Origin of the sequence: Rhodococcus sp. T2V (assembly GCF_029269925.1) — a bacterium.
In the GTDB taxonomy this organism is placed as follows: domain Bacteria; phylum Actinomycetota; class Actinomycetes; order Mycobacteriales; family Mycobacteriaceae; genus Rhodococcus_F; species Rhodococcus_F koreensis.
Genome location: NZ_JARJBD010000059.1, coordinates 49,772 through 63,122, shown reverse-complemented (window position 1 = coordinate 63,122; position 13,351 = coordinate 49,772). Strand labels below are relative to the sequence as shown.

Annotated in this window: 13 protein-coding genes; 8 read left to right on the top strand and 5 right to left on the bottom strand. The window is 68.9% G+C overall.

Annotated features, from left to right (window positions below; all coding sequences use genetic code 11):
- Nucleotides 1-85 precede the first annotated feature (85 nt).
- On the bottom strand, nt 86-829 hold the full coding sequence (yaaA, locus tag P3H15_RS35640) for a peroxide stress protein YaaA (RefSeq protein WP_095860747.1): 744 nt from the start codon (nt 827-829) through the stop codon (nt 86-88).
- Between the two features lie 56 nt (nt 830-885).
- Here yaaA and P3H15_RS35635 point away from each other — a divergent pair, with 56 nt between their 5' ends.
- The 5 genes from P3H15_RS35635 (at nt 886) to P3H15_RS35615 (ending at nt 6,737) form a co-directional block, all read left to right on the top strand.
- Nucleotides 886-2,631, top strand: a complete 1,746-nt coding sequence (locus P3H15_RS35635; protein WP_072937861.1) for a proline--tRNA ligase — start codon at nt 886-888, stop codon at nt 2,629-2,631.
- Between the two features lie 68 nt (nt 2,632-2,699).
- Nucleotides 2,700-4,430, top strand: coding sequence for an acyl-CoA dehydrogenase family protein (locus tag P3H15_RS35630; RefSeq protein ID WP_276141553.1), 1,731 nt, complete (start codon nt 2,700-2,702; stop codon nt 4,428-4,430).
- A 136-nt stretch (nt 4,431-4,566) separates the two neighbouring features.
- Nucleotides 4,567-4,980, top strand: a complete 414-nt coding sequence (locus tag P3H15_RS35625; RefSeq protein WP_276141552.1) for a hypothetical protein — start codon at nt 4,567-4,569, stop codon at nt 4,978-4,980.
- A 119-nt stretch (nt 4,981-5,099) separates the two neighbouring features.
- Nucleotides 5,100-5,399, top strand: coding sequence for a hypothetical protein (locus tag P3H15_RS35620; RefSeq protein WP_276141551.1), 300 nt, complete (start codon nt 5,100-5,102; stop codon nt 5,397-5,399).
- A gap of 375 nt (nt 5,400-5,774) precedes the next feature.
- Entirely contained in the window at nt 5,775-6,737 is a 963-nt protein-coding gene (locus P3H15_RS35615) for an alpha/beta fold hydrolase (protein WP_276141550.1), read from the top strand.
- On the opposite strand, the gene P3H15_RS35610 is transcribed toward P3H15_RS35615, so the two are convergent.
- Together P3H15_RS35610 and P3H15_RS35605 are read right to left on the bottom strand one after the other, a co-directional pair.
- On the bottom strand, nt 6,738-7,385 hold the full coding sequence (locus P3H15_RS35610) for an FHA domain-containing protein (RefSeq protein ID WP_072937866.1): 648 nt from the start codon (nt 7,383-7,385) through the stop codon (nt 6,738-6,740). It lies immediately after the preceding gene.
- Between the two features lie 57 nt (nt 7,386-7,442).
- Nucleotides 7,443-8,042, bottom strand: a complete 600-nt coding sequence (locus P3H15_RS35605; RefSeq protein ID WP_276141549.1) for a TetR/AcrR family transcriptional regulator — start codon at nt 8,040-8,042, stop codon at nt 7,443-7,445.
- 102 nt (nt 8,043-8,144) lie between these two features.
- Between P3H15_RS35605 and P3H15_RS35600 the strand changes: the two genes are divergently transcribed.
- Nucleotides 8,145-9,590 carry an MFS transporter gene (locus P3H15_RS35600; protein WP_276141548.1) on the top strand — a complete coding sequence of 482 codons (1,446 nt, stop codon included), beginning with the start codon at nt 8,145-8,147 and terminating at the stop codon, nt 9,588-9,590.
- A 17-nt stretch (nt 9,591-9,607) separates the two neighbouring features.
- Here the strand turns inward: P3H15_RS35600 and P3H15_RS35595 are convergent, their stop codons facing one another.
- Together P3H15_RS35595 and P3H15_RS35590 are read right to left on the bottom strand one after the other, a co-directional pair.
- Nucleotides 9,608-10,276 carry a response regulator transcription factor gene (locus P3H15_RS35595; RefSeq protein ID WP_276141547.1) on the bottom strand — a complete coding sequence of 223 codons (669 nt, stop codon included), beginning with the start codon at nt 10,274-10,276 and terminating at the stop codon, nt 9,608-9,610.
- Nucleotides 10,273-11,562, bottom strand: coding sequence for a sensor histidine kinase (locus P3H15_RS35590; RefSeq protein ID WP_276141546.1), 1,290 nt, complete (start codon nt 11,560-11,562; stop codon nt 10,273-10,275). The genes P3H15_RS35595 and P3H15_RS35590 overlap by 4 nt, the downstream gene beginning before the upstream one ends.
- Between P3H15_RS35590 and P3H15_RS35585 the strand changes: the two genes are divergently transcribed.
- Nucleotides 11,561-12,499 carry an ABC transporter ATP-binding protein gene (locus P3H15_RS35585; RefSeq protein ID WP_276141545.1) on the top strand — a complete coding sequence of 313 codons (939 nt, stop codon included), beginning with the start codon at nt 11,561-11,563 and terminating at the stop codon, nt 12,497-12,499. The genes P3H15_RS35590 and P3H15_RS35585 overlap by 2 nt on opposite strands.
- The gene (locus P3H15_RS35580; RefSeq protein ID WP_276141544.1) at nt 12,496-13,344 is read left to right on the top strand and encodes an ABC transporter permease subunit; all 849 of its coding nucleotides are present in this window, start codon (nt 12,496-12,498) and stop codon (nt 13,342-13,344) included. Before P3H15_RS35585 ends, P3H15_RS35580 begins: the two co-directional genes overlap by 4 nt.
- The last annotated feature ends 7 nt before the right edge of the window (nt 13,345-13,351 follow it).

Below are 13,351 nucleotides of genomic sequence, written 5' to 3'. Positions count from 1 at the left end.
CCGACAGGCATCAACATCAACCAGAACCTGTCTCAGACAGGTTGACAACTACCGCCCGCGGTTAACAAGTACTCACGGGTGGCGGTCAGTCGGTGAGGATGATCAGCTCGCGGTCCGACGCCACCTCGACGCGCAGTCCGGCCTTCGACGCCACCCGCGCCACCCCGCGAACGTCCTGGGGTTCGGCACGGGACACGGTGAGCGCACGCGCCAGCAGACCCTTGTGGTGTTTGTTGAAATGGCTGACGACGGTGCGGGTCCCGTCCGGCTTCTCGGTGAGAACCGTGGCGATCACGGCCTCGGGAATCGGACCGAGCTGCTGGTACGTCCCCGACCGCAGGTCGACGACGAGACCGTCCGCCTCGGCGGTGATCGCCCGGGACAGTTCCGGCTTCCACAACGCCCGGAGGGTGCTCAGCCCGGGCAGCTTCGACCCGCCCGACAGCCGGTAGGCGGGGATCAGGTCACCGGCGCGCACCGCACCGAACAGGGCGGACCCCATCGCGAGCCGCGACAGCGCCTTGGACTTCTGCGCCCTGGTGAACGATTTCGCGTCGAGCGCGTCGAACAGCACACCCGTGTAGCGCTCGAGCGCGGGCCGGGTGGGGGAGACCCACAATTTGGCGTTGCGCTCGATCTCGTCGGCCTGCGTGGGGCCCAGGCCGAGCGCGAGCTGCGACGCCTCCCCGTCCGCGGCCAGCGTGACCAGCGCCTGGACCAGCATTTCACGGGTTTCGGTGAGCTGCGGCATGGACAGCTCGGCCAGGTCGAGGGGCGCGTCGGCGCCGCCGTCGGACTTGGTTTCGGAGGGAGGAAGTAGCACCAGCACGCACGAAACCCTACCGACGCGCCCGGCCTCGTCCCAGCCGACTATTCTGGTATCCCGTGATTACCCGCCTGTCCCACCTGTTCCTCCGCACGCTGCGCGACGACCCCGCCGACGCCGAGGTCCCCAGCCACAAGCTGCTGGTCCGCGCCGGTTACGTGCGTCGAATCGCGCCCGGTGTCTACTCGTGGCTGCCGCTGGGTCTGCGCGTGCTGCGCGAGGTCGAGCGGGTGGTGCGGGAAGAGATGAACGGCATCGGTGCGCAGGAGATCTCCCTGCCCGCGCTGCTGCCGCGGGAACCGTACGAGGCGTCCAACCGCTGGACCGAGTACGGCGACGGACTGTTCCGCCTGAAGGACCGCAAGGGCGGCGACTACCTGCTCGGGCCGACCCACGAGGAACTGTTCGCGCTCACCGTCAAGGGCGAGTACAACTCGTACAAGGATTTCCCCGTCACCCTGTACCAGGTGCAGACCAAGTACCGCGACGAGGAGCGCCCGCGGGCCGGCATCCTCCGCGGTCGCGAGTTCGTCATGAAGGATTCGTACTCCTTCGACCTCACCGACGAGGGGCTCACCGAGTCGTACCAGGCGCACCGCGACGCGTACGAGCGGATCTTCGCCCGGCTCGGCGTCAAGTACGTGATCGTGTCGGCGACGTCCGGTGCGATGGGCGGCAGCGCGTCGGAGGAGTTCCTCGCCGAGAGCGAGATCGGTGAGGATACGTACGTCCGCTGCCTGGAGTCCGGCTACGCCGCCAACGTGGAGGCCGTCAAGACGCTCGCTCCCGAGCCCATTCCGTTCGACGGACTGCCCGCCGCGAAGGTGTACGACACGCCGGACACCCCGACGATCGCGACGCTCGTCGCGTGGGCGAACGACGCCGACCTGGGCCGGACCGTCACTGCCGCGGACACGCTGAAGAACCTCCTCGTCAAGACCCGGCAGCCCGGCGGGAAGTGGGAACTGCTCGCCATCGGTGTCCCCGGCGACCGCGAGGTCGACGACAAGCGTCTCGGCGCCTCGCTCGAGCCCGCCGAGTTCGCACTGCTCACCGAAGCGGACTTCGAGGCCAACCCGTTCCTGGTCAAGGGGTACGTCGGACCGAAGGCGCTGCAGGCCAACGGTGTCCGGTACCTCGTCGATCCGCGCATCGTCGACGGCACCAGCTGGATCACCGGAGCCGACGAGAAGGGCAAGCACGTTGTCGGGCTCGTCGCGGGCCGCGATTTCGTCCCGGACGGCACCATCGAGGCCGCCGAGGTCCGCGGCGGCGACCCGTCACCCGACGGCGCCGGTGAACTCGTCGCGGCGCGGGGCATCGAGATCGGTCACGTCTTCCAGCTGGGTCGCAAGTACACCGACGTGTTCTCCGTGGACGTGCTCGGCGAGAACGGCAAGCCTGTCCGGCCCACCATGGGGTCCTACGGTGTCGGCGTCTCCCGTCTCGTCGCCGTGATCGCGGAACAGCACCACGACGAGAAGGGCCTGCGCTGGCCGGCCGAGGTGTCGCCCGCCGACGTGCACGTGGTGATCGCCAACAAGGACGACACCGCCCGGGAAGGCGCCGAGGGACTCGCCGCCGACCTCGACAAGGCCGGTCTCGAGGTCATCCTCGACGATCGCAAGGCGTCGCCGGGCGTGAAGTTCAAGGACTCCGAACTGCTCGGTGTCCCGCTGGTCGTGGTCGTCGGCCGCGGCTGGGGCGAGGGCAAGGTGGAGGTGCGGGACCGCTTCACCGGCGAGAGCCGCGAGGTGGCCGCCGAGTCCGCGCTGAGCGAGATCGTCAAGACCGTCAGGGGCTGATCAAACCGCCCCACGCCTTTCGTCCGGACTGTTAGCTTGGCCTGACACGTCCGGACGAAAGGCCTGCTGTGACGAACTCCCTGCTGTTCGATCCGAACTCCTACGATCCCGAGCATTTCGATCCGGAGACGCGCAGACTGCTGCGGGCGCTGATCGAGTGGTTCGAGTCGCGGGGCAAGAAGCGGCTCATCGAGGACGATCTCGAGGCGGTCTGGCCCGAGGACTTCCTGGAGTTCGTGAAACGGGAGAAGCTGTTCGCCACGTTCCTCACGCCTGCCGAGTCGGCGGGCGGCGATCCGGGTAAACGCTGGGATGCCGCACGCAACGCCGCGCTCAGTGAGATCTTCGGGTTCTACGGGCTGGCGTACTGGTACGCGTGGCAGGTGACGGTTCTGGGTCTCGGCCCCATCTGGATGAGCGGGAACCGGGCGGCGAAGGATCGCGCCGCGAGGCTCCTCGACGACGGCGGGGTGCTGGCGTTCGGCCTGTCGGAGCGGGAACACGGTGCGGACGTCTACTCGACGGATATGCTGCTGACCCCCGCCGAGGGCGATCCGGATCTCGCGTTCACCGCGAGCGGCGACAAGTACTACATCGGCAACGGCAACGTCGCGGGCATGGTGTCGGTGTTCGGCAGGCGCACCGATGTCGAGGGCAGCGACGGCTACGTCTTCTTCGTCGCGGACAGCCGCCACCCGGCGTACCACCTGCAGGGCAACGTGGTGCACGGCCAGATGTATGTCAGCACGTTCCGGCTCGAGGACTACCCGGTGCGGGAAGAGGACATCCTGCACACGGGGGTCGCCGCGTTCGAGGCCGCGCTGAACACGGTCAACGTCGGCAAGTTCAACCTGTGCACCGGTTCCATCGGTATCTCCGAGCACGCGTTCTACGAGTCGATCACCCACGCGCACAACAGAATTCTGTACGGAAACCCCGTCACCGATTTCCCGCACGTGCGCGGCAACTTCGTCGACGCGTACAGCAGGCTGGTCGCGATGAAGCTGTTCAGCGCCCGCTCCGTCGACTACTTCCGCAGCGCCGGTCTCGACGACCGCCGGTACCTGCTGTTCAACCCGATGACGAAGGCGAAGGTCACCTCCGAAGGGGAGAAGGTGATCGCGCTCCTGCACGACGTGATCGCGGCGAAGGGCTACGAGAAGAACACCTACTTCCGGGAGGCCGCCCAGCTGATCGGTACCCTGCCGAAGCTCGAGGGCACGGTGCACGTCAACGTCGGCCTGATCCTGAAGTTCATGCCGAACTACCTGCTCAACCCCGCGGACTACCCGGAGATCGGCACCCGGCTCGACGCCGCCGACGACGCCTTCTTCTGGGCCCAGGGCCCGACCCGCGGTGCGGGCAAGATCCAGTTCCACGACTGGACGAGGGTGTACGAGGCGCATTCGGACGTCCCCAACGTGGCCCGGTTCCACGAGCAGGCGACGGCGCTGCGGGAACTGCTCACCACCGCCCCGCCCGACGCCGACCAGCAGAAGGACCTCGACTTCCTGCTCGACCTCGGGCACCTGTTCTCGCTCGTGGTCTACGGGCACCTGATTCTCGAGCAGGCCGGCATCGCCGGCATCGACCGCGACCTGATCGACCAGATCTTCGACTTCCAGATTCGCGATTTCTCCGGTTATGCCGTTGCGCTGCACGGTAAATCGTCCGCCACCGAGGCTCAGCAGGAGTGGGCGCTCGGCGCGATCCGCCGGCCCGTCGTGGACGCGGAACGATTCTCGCGGGTGTGGGCGCAGGTGGAAGGGTACGACGGGGCGTACGACATGCGGCCGTAGGCACGGCGCCACGGGGTGGCGCGGCGTCATCCCTCGGGGTGCCGCTTGCACCCCCTGGGGTATCTGTGCGGGTGGGTTTTCTCAGCGCATTCTTATGTGGCACAGCAAAACCCCACCCCCACAGAAAGATCCACACATGGCACACACCTTCACGCGCACCCTTTCCGCTCTCGCGATCGCGGGCTTCGCCCTCACGGCCGGAGCGGGAATCGCCTCCGCCGATCCGGGTGGTAACGGCGGCACGGCATCGGGCGGCACCTCGCAGGGTGGCAACGGCGGCACCTCTCAGGGCGGCGCCGGCGGCAACGGGGGCGATGGCGCAGGTGGCAACGTGATCCTCGGCGGTCCGGTCATCGGCAGCCCGGGCACCACCACCGGTCCCCAGAACGCCGGCAACGGCGGCAACGGAGGAAACGGCGGGAACGCCGGAGATGCCAACGGAGGCAACGCCGGGGATGCGAACGGCGGCTCCGCGAACGGAGGCGCGGGTGCCGGTGACACGACGACCACGGACAACACCCAGAACTGCGGGTTCGTCATCTGCTGGTGACCCACTCGTGATCGCTCGATCTCGCTGAACACCCGAGGGGTCGACACCGCCAGGTGCCGGCCCCTCGGCGCCATGCCGTACCGACTACCCCCTGCCACGCACTGCGAAAGGTTCTTCCCATGTCGACTTCCTTCGGCTTCTCCACTGTCCTCACACGCACGGGTGCCGCCGTCGCGGCCGCGTTCTTCGTCCTCGCGGCGGGCGCGGGCATCGCGTCGGCGGCGCCGGACGCTCCCTCCGACGATCCCTCCGTGAGCACCCTTGCTCCCGGACCGAACGCGCAGGGTGGCAACGTCGACATCGGCGGCCCCCACGTCGGGCCGATCGCCGTGGACGGGATCAAGGCCGGGCCCGGCGGAACGAGCGTCGGCGGCCACGACTTCGGCGGACAGGGCGGCCCGGGCCTTCCCTGGGGGTGACGGGTTCCCCACCCCGGGGTGCCTGGTGGTGCCCGTCCGGACACCGCATCCTGAATCGGCAGCAGAGAACACCCTCCAGTCGCGAGCGACCCGGACCGGTTGCGTCGTCGCGGTGAGGACCCCGGAATCGGAACTCACGAGGGGAAGAGCCCGGGGTTCCTCCGCGCCGGCGCTCCGTTGCCGGATGCCTCCTCGCCGAGGGGGATCTCCGGCATGCCCGTGTCCACCCACCCCAGGGGTGGAATGCGCGACACCTCCGGGTGCGGTGGCCACCACTGGGGGTCCTGGTTGGTGCCGACGGTGCGCGGCAGAGTAGGGGACAAGCAAGAACGTAACGCTTCACCAGCCGCGAGCGAAGAAACCGAGGAGGCCATCATGACGAACACCCCGGTTGCACATGAGCACGAAGGTCGTCGCCTCACGGTCAGGACCGACGACGGGGTCCCGCTCGCGGTTCGCGAGTTCGGTTCGCCCGACGCGGCCACCACGGTGGTGTTCGTCCACGGTCACTGCCTGCGCACCGAATCCTGGTGGGCACTGCGCGAACAGCTGGTCCGCTTCTGGCGCAACGATGTTCGCATGGTCTTCTACGATCACCGGGGGCACGGTGAGTCGGGGGAGGCGCCGGCCGCGACCTACACGATCGATCAACTCGGCCGCGACCTCGGCTCCGTCCTCGACGCCGTCGCACCGCACGGTCCGGTCGTCCTCGTCGGGCACTCGATGGGCGGGATGACGGCGCTGTCCTACACGCGGCAGAACCCGGACACCATCGGTTCGCGGGTCGTGGGCATGGCCCTGATTTCGACCGCGGCGTGCGATCTCGCCGAGGCCGGTCTCGGTCGCCACCTGCGGAGCCCGGCAGTGTCGCTGTTCCGCTCCGCGGTGCGTCGGGCACCGCGGGTCGTGCACGGATCCAAGAAAGTGGGTCGCACCGTCTGCACGGCGATCGCCCGCGCGGCGAGCGCCCGCAACCGGGCCGTCGATCCGCGGCTCGCGGCCCTGGTCTCGGCCATGGTCAACACGACGTCCGTCGTCACCATGTCGAGCTTCCTCGAATCCCTGCTCGGGTTCGACGAGCGGCACTCCCTGACGGCGCTCGCACACATTCCGTCGCTGATCCTGTGCGGCTCGGTGGACATGCTCACCCCGTTCCAGCATTCCGTCGCGATGGCCTCGAAGCTCCCCGCTTCGGAACTCGTGAGCGTCGACGGCGCGGGTCACTCGGTGATCCTCGAACGCGCGGCCGACGTCGCGCTCGCCATCATCGGCCTCGTCGAGCGGATCGCCCACGGTGAGCCGGCCGCGCGCGACCGCGAGCTGATGGCCGCGTGCTGATCAGAGATCGCGCTCGTTGATGATGCCGCTGCGCATGGCCCGTTCGGCCAGGCTGACCCGCTTCTGATTCTGCGGGAGATCGCCGACGCCGAATTTCGCGAACAATGCGCGCAGATGCGTCTTGATCGCGTCGACGCTGAGGAACAACTCCTGCGCGATCTGTTGGTTCGACGCGGGATTCGCGAACGCGGCGCCGTGCTTGTACGGCCGGCACAGCGCCGTGAGGACCGCCCGCTGGGTGTCGGTCAGGGACCGGACGTCGGGCATGTCGGTCCCCATCCGGGTGGCCTCGTCGAGAGCGCCGCCGAATTCCAGGTATCGGATCTTGGTTCCGCCGATGCGGATGCTGTCGCCCTGCCGGAGCCGTCGACGGCCCGCGAGCCGCTCGCCGTTGACGAACGTGCCGTTACGGGAGAGTCCGTCGTCGAGGATGGTCCAGTGCGATCCGACGCATTCGAGCACGGCGTGGAGTCGCGAGACCTCGTCGTCCTCCGTGAGGAGTAGATCGGAGCCGGGCGACCGTCCGATCGTGACGCGCGCGGAAGTGGGGGAGAGGTCCACGGTGTGGTGGTGACCCTCCCTGTCGGAATAGCTCAGTCGAGACTCAACGGCTCGGTCCACGGCTACACCCCTTCCGCACGCTTCCATCGTGCCCCGCCGTGTGTCCGATGAGCAAGATCAAGAGCGGAAATCGCCGATCACGGATCAGTTCTCGGAGCTTGCGGCGTCCAGGGTGTTGCCGAATGCGCACACGGCGAGTTCCTCGAGCGCCGGATCCTGCCCGGCATGTTCGGGTACCTGCATGGCGAGCAGGGTGTTGAGCAGCATTCCGTTGGCGATGAAGGTGCGGGCCCGTTCGGGGCTGCAGCCGGTGCGCGTGCGGATCTGTGTGTAGAGCCGGGACATCCAGTCGCGCGCCAGTGCGCCGATCTCCGGATTCGCGCCGGACGTGAAGCCATGCATCATCACGAGCAGGAGGTCGCGGTCCTCGAGCAGTTCGGTGTACGCGACGCCCATCGGGAGCCATGATTCGTCATTCTCGGGGTCGGCGGCGACACCGTCGAACCAGGGTTCGAAGGTGTCGAGAATCCGGGACATCGCGCGGTCGAAGACATCGGCGAACAGCCGCGATTTCGAACCGAACATCCGGACCACGTACGGCTGCGACACCCCGGCCTCGCGTGCGACGGCGTCGGTGCTGGTGCCGTGATAGCCGTCCCTGGCGAACGCGCGGGAGGCGGCGGCCAGTACGAGTTCACGCCGTTCCGTCGCGCTCATGCGGGTCTGTTTCACGGGCGAGGCCATGTTGACATGTTATCAGTTGATTACTAGTCTCCGAAATAAGTAATCATCTGATGCTTACAACTCTGGTTTCCTCTACCCACGACTCGGATGCGAGGTCCCGTCATGACGACACTCTCCGAACGCCTCGACCACGAATCGGCGGCGCCGCCCCCGGGGCATCGCCGCGGCCGGACGGTGCCGGTGTGGCTGGCGATCGCCGCCGCCTCGATCCCGATGTTCATGGCCACCCTCGACAACCTTGTGATGACCAGCGCCCTGCCGGTGATCCAACGCGACCTGAGTGCGTCGGTGGGGCAGTTGCAGTGGTTCCTGAACGCCTACACGCTGGCCTTCGCGACCTTGATGCTGACGCTGTCGGCGCTGGGCGACCGGCTCGGACGCCGGCGTGTATTCCTCTGGGGCATAGTGCTCTTCGCGCTGGCATCGATCGCCTCGGCGCTCTCGACCACCTCCGAGATGTTGATCGCGGCGCGGGCCGTCCAGGGTGTCGGCGCGGCCGCGATCATGCCGCTCTCGCTGACCCTGCTCGCCGGGGCCGTGCCGCTCGCCAAGAGGGCCCTCGCCATCGGGATCTGGGGCGGCGTCTCGGGGCTCGGAATCGCTCTCGGCCCGGTGATCGGTGGCGCCGTCGTCGACGGGGTGTCGTGGCAGGCCGTGTTCTGGATCAACGTTCCCGTCGCCGCGGTCGCGATCCCGTTGGCGCTCTACGCGCTCGGCGAGTCGACGGGGAAGCGGCAACCGCTGGATCCGCTCGGCGTCGTGCTGGCCGGGGCCGCGGTGTTCCTCGGAGTCTGGGGCATCGTGCACGGCAACGACGACGGCTGGACCAGTGCCACGGTTCTCGGGGCCCTCGTCGCAGCGGTGGTGCTGCTCGCGGCGTTCGTGGTGCGCGAGTTGCGCACACCGTTTCCCGTGATGCCGCTGCGGTTGTTCCGGTCCCGTCAGTTCTCCCTGGCCAACGTGATCGGGCTGACGTTCACGCTGGGAATGATGGGTGCCGTCTTCCTCCTGTCGCAGTACCTCCAGATCGTCATGGGGTATTCCCCGTTCGAGGCCGGCCTGAGGACGCTGCCGTGGACGGCGGCACCCATGGTGGTGGCGCCGATCGCGGGGTTGCTCGCGCCTCGGCTGGGCGTCCGGACGCTCCTCGTCACCGGACTCGTGCTGCAGGGACTGTCACTGCTCTGGATGGCGTCGCTCATCGTTCCCGGCGCCACCTACGGCAGCATGGTTCCGGCGTTCGTGATGGCCGGCGCGGGAATGGGTCTGACGTTCGCCCCCAACGCGACCGCCGTCCTCGCCGACATGCCCGAGGCCGACCACGGCACGGCCAGTTCGACCAACGCGACGCTCCGGGAGATCGGAGTCGCGCTGGGGATCGCGCTGCTGACCGCGGTGTTCCTCGGTGCGGGCGGCAGCCTCACGCCGACCGGGTACATCGACGCCCTCGCGCCGGCGCTGTACATGGGAGCCGGATCCGTGGCGGTCGCGGTCGTCGCCGCCGCCCTCATGCCGGGACGGTCGAAGGCGGTCCTGGCGTCGACGTGACGGGGCCGGACCGGGTGTCAGTCCTGCCAGCCCGGCCGGACCAGGCCCCACTCGTACGCCATGACCACCAGTTGTGTGCGGTCCCTGGCGCCGAGTTTCAGCAGAATCCGGCTGACGTGCGTGCGGGCGGTGGCCGGGCTCAGGAACAGTCGCGAGCCGATCTCGGCGTTGGTGAGGCCCTCGGCGATCAGGATCATCACCTCGCGTTCACGATCGGTGAGGTCGTCGAGGCGGCCGGAGTGCGGCGGCCGTCTGGCGTGGGTCGCGAACTCCGCGACCAGTTTCCGCGTCACAGACGGCGACAGCAGGGCATCCCCGTCGGCCACCACACGGACCGCCCGCACCAGTTCGGCGGGTTCGGTGTGCTTGACCAGGAAACCCGTCGCCCCCGCGCGCATCGCCTCGAAGACGTACTCGTCCAGTTCGAAGGTGGTGAGCACCACCACCCGCACGCCGGACAGTACGGGATCGGCGGCGATACGCCGGGTCGCCTCCAGTCCGTCGAGCACCGGCATCCGGATGTCCATGAGGACGACGTCGGGAACCAGCGTCCGGGTCAAGCTCACCGCTTGCTCGCCGTTCTCGGCTTGACCGGCCACGGCGATGTCCGGCTGGGCGTCGAGCAGGGCGGCGAAACCCGCCCGCACGAGGGCCTGATCGTCGGCGACGAGTACGCGAATCGTCATGTCCGGTCAACCATGTCGTGCCCGAGGGGGAGCGTCGCCTGCACCCGGAAGCCGCCGCCCGGCCCGCTCCCGGCGATCAGCTCACCGCCGAGGGCGAGGGCGCGTTCCCGCATGCCGGGGATGCCGTTGCCGCCGCCACCGGCCGACGCGCCGTCCGGGCCCCGTCCGTCGTCGTCGATCCGGACGCGGACGGACGTGGGCGAGTACGTCACCGTGACGTCGGCCGACGAGCCGCCGGAGTGGCGGGCCACATTCGTCAGCGACTCCTGCACGATGCGCGCGGCAGCGACGTCGACCACAGCGGGCAACGGCCGCGGAACACCCTCGACGACCGTCGTCACCGCGAGACCCGCGGCGCGGGCACGCTCGACCACACCGTCCAGGTCCCCGATCCCGGCGGTGGGCGCGGTGGGCGGGCTGTCGTCGCCGCGCAGCGACGCCAGCAGCGCGTGGACGTCGCCGATCGCGTCGCGGCTGGCGACCTTGATCGCGGACAGTGCCTCCTGCGACTGTTCGGGTCTGCTGTCCCACAGCTCGAGTGCGACCGACGCCTGCACGTTGATGAGCGAAAGACTGTGTGCCAGAACATCGTGCAGCTCGCGGGCGATCGCGAGCCGCTCCTCGCTGGCCCGGCGGCGCTGCTCGTCCAGGGTGCTGCGTTGCGCCGCCTCGGCGCGTTGCCTGCGGGCGTCGAGCGTCCCGCGGCGCTGACGGATGATCTCGGCGGCGGCGAGGAGCACCAGCAGCCAGGCCGCGATGCCGGTGAGGGCGAGGAGCGACGGAGCCTCGGCGGCCGAGACGGCGGGCACGGCGAAGACGATCAGCACGTAACCGACCGCGAGGATCGGATACGTGCGCCAGCGCGACCCGGCCGTCGCCGCGCCGAGGAACGCGACCACGAGCGACAGGAACACCGGGCCGTACCCGTAACCCCGGACGACGTACAGGACCGTGACGGCGAGGACGACGAGCAGGACCGTGACCGGCGACCGTCGCCGGAAGAGCAGCGCGAGCGGACCGCACACCAGCAACGCGAAGCCCGCCGCGTCCAGCGGCGTCGCCCACGACTGGTTGTGGTTGGCGCCCACACTGCCGACGACCTGCACGATTGCGACGCCCAGGGCGATCAGGACGTCCCGCGGTGCGATCGACGTGTCCCTCCGGCCGGTGTGCACCACCCGAACGTAGACCCGATCCGGCGACGCTGTCATCGTCCGCGACACGTACGCGAGAAGACGCGCGCAGGCGGATGTGCGCGCCGTCCGCGGGGCCGAGGCTGGAGCCATGACTTCCGACATCGTGGTCACCGACAGGTTGACCAAACGCTACGGCGAACACACGGCGGTCGACGCCGTCAGCCTGACCGTGCGGGCGGGCGAGGTGTACGGGTTCCTCGGACCGAACGGCGCAGGCAAGACCACCACACTGCGCATGCTCAGTGGCCTCGTCCGGCCGACCTCCGGGACCGCGACGCTCTTCGGGTGCGCACCCGGTGGCGGCGCGGTGGCGGCGCGTACCGGTGTGCTGATCGAAGGCCCCGGCTTCTTCCCCTACCTGTCCGGGCGCGACAACCTGCGGGTGCTGAGCAGATACCGCCGGCTGCCGGACGATGCGGTGGAATCCGCGCTGCACCGGGTGGGCCTGTGCGATCGCGGGCACGACCGGTTCCGCACCTACTCGCTCGGGATGAAGCAGCGCCTCGGTGTCGCGGCCGCACTCCTCGGCGAACCCGACCTGCTGATCCTCGACGAACCCACCAACGGTCTCGACCCGGCGGGGATGGCCGAGATGCGGGAACTGATAGTCGAACTCGCCGATTCCGGGCATTCCGTGATGCTGTCCAGCCACATGCTCAGCGAGGTGCAGGAGATCTGCGATCGCGTCGGCGTGATCTCACGCGGGGAGTTGATCGCGCAGTCCACCGTCGCCGAACTGCGCGGCGGCACCAGCCTGCTGGTACGCGCCGATCCGCGGGAGCGGGCCGAGAGGGTGCTCGCGGAACTGCTGGGGCGCGACGTCGTCGACACGGTGGGTGACGCGTTCGCCGTCGCCGTGTCGCCGGAACTGGCCCCGAAGGTGGCCCGTGTTCTCGTCGACGCGGGAATCGACCTGCACGAGTTGTCCCGGCGGGAGCGGTCGCTCGAGGACGTCTTCTTCGCGATGACGTCGGACAGCAGTCCCGGCGACCGCACGGCGAGCAACGAACCGAGGAGAATGTCATGAATGCAGTGATCGCCAGCACGCGAGCAGAGCTTCTCCGACTGCGGAAGTGGCCGTCGATGTGGGTGCTGCTCGCCGCGTGGATCGTGCTGAACCTGGTCTTCGTCTATCTGTTCAACTACATCACCCTCGAGACCGGCGGCACTACCGACATGGCGTCGTCGGCGCCCCCGGACGTGCTGCTCGCGCAGATGCTGCCCTCGGCGGTGCCCCAAGTGTTCACCCAGGGCATGGCCATGTTCGGGGGTGCGCTGATGCTCATCCTCGGCGCGCTCACCATCGGCAGCGGCTACGGGTGGGGGACGTGGAAGACCGTGTTCACCCAGGGCCCTTCGCGATCGGCTGCACTCGCCGGAACACTCCTCGCGCTGCTGACCGTGGTAATCGGACTCGTTGTCACCGTCGCGGCCGTCGACGTCGGGGTGGCCACCGTCATCGCCGCGGCCGAATCGGAGCCGGCGAATCTGCCTGCCGCGTCTGCGACGCTGACGGCGCTCGCCTCCGGGATGCTCATCCTCGCCATGTGGACCGCGGCGGGTGTCGTCGTCGGCGCCCTCGCGCGGGGGCCCGCGTTGTCCGTCGGTCTCGGGCTCGTGTGGGTGCTGGTGGTCGAAAACCTGCTCCGCGGAGTCGCCGCCGTCCTCGACCCCGTGTCGGTGGTGACGGACTTCCTCCCCGGCACCGCCGCGGGCTCGCTGGCCGGCTCACTGCGCGACTTCGGCGGCGACACCACCCCGGGAGTCCTGAACATCCTCGACGGCGGCACGTCGGTGCTCGTCCTGGCCGGCTACGTCGCCGCGTTCGCGGCAGGCACGATCTGGCTCGTCCGCCGCCGCGACGTGAACTGACGGCCAC

Bases quoted from the DNA above. Each gene is read 5' to 3' on its own strand.
- P3H15_RS35610 (WP_072937866.1), bottom strand. From the start codon at position 7,385: ATGGAAGCGTGCGGAAGGGGTGTAGCCGTGGACCGAGCCGTTGAGTCT.
- P3H15_RS35590 (WP_276141546.1), bottom strand. From the start codon at position 11,562: ATGGCTCCAGCCTCGGCCCCGCGGACGGCGCGCACATCCGCCTGCGCG.
- P3H15_RS35625 (WP_276141552.1), top strand. From the start codon at position 4,567: ATGGCACACACCTTCACGCGCACCCTTTCCGCTCTCGCGATCGCGGGC.
- P3H15_RS35605 (WP_276141549.1), bottom strand. From the start codon at position 8,042: ATGGCCTCGCCCGTGAAACAGACCCGCATGAGCGCGACGGAACGGCGT.
- P3H15_RS35580 (WP_276141544.1), top strand. From the start codon at position 12,496: ATGAATGCAGTGATCGCCAGCACGCGAGCAGAGCTTCTCCGACTGCGG.
- P3H15_RS35600 (WP_276141548.1), top strand. From the start codon at position 8,145: ATGACGACACTCTCCGAACGCCTCGACCACGAATCGGCGGCGCCGCCC.
- P3H15_RS35615 (WP_276141550.1), top strand. From the start codon at position 5,775: ATGACGAACACCCCGGTTGCACATGAGCACGAAGGTCGTCGCCTCACG.
- P3H15_RS35585 (WP_276141545.1), top strand. From the start codon at position 11,561: ATGACTTCCGACATCGTGGTCACCGACAGGTTGACCAAACGCTACGGC.
- P3H15_RS35620 (WP_276141551.1), top strand. From the start codon at position 5,100: ATGTCGACTTCCTTCGGCTTCTCCACTGTCCTCACACGCACGGGTGCC.
- P3H15_RS35595 (WP_276141547.1), bottom strand. From the start codon at position 10,276: ATGACGATTCGCGTACTCGTCGCCGACGATCAGGCCCTCGTGCGGGCG.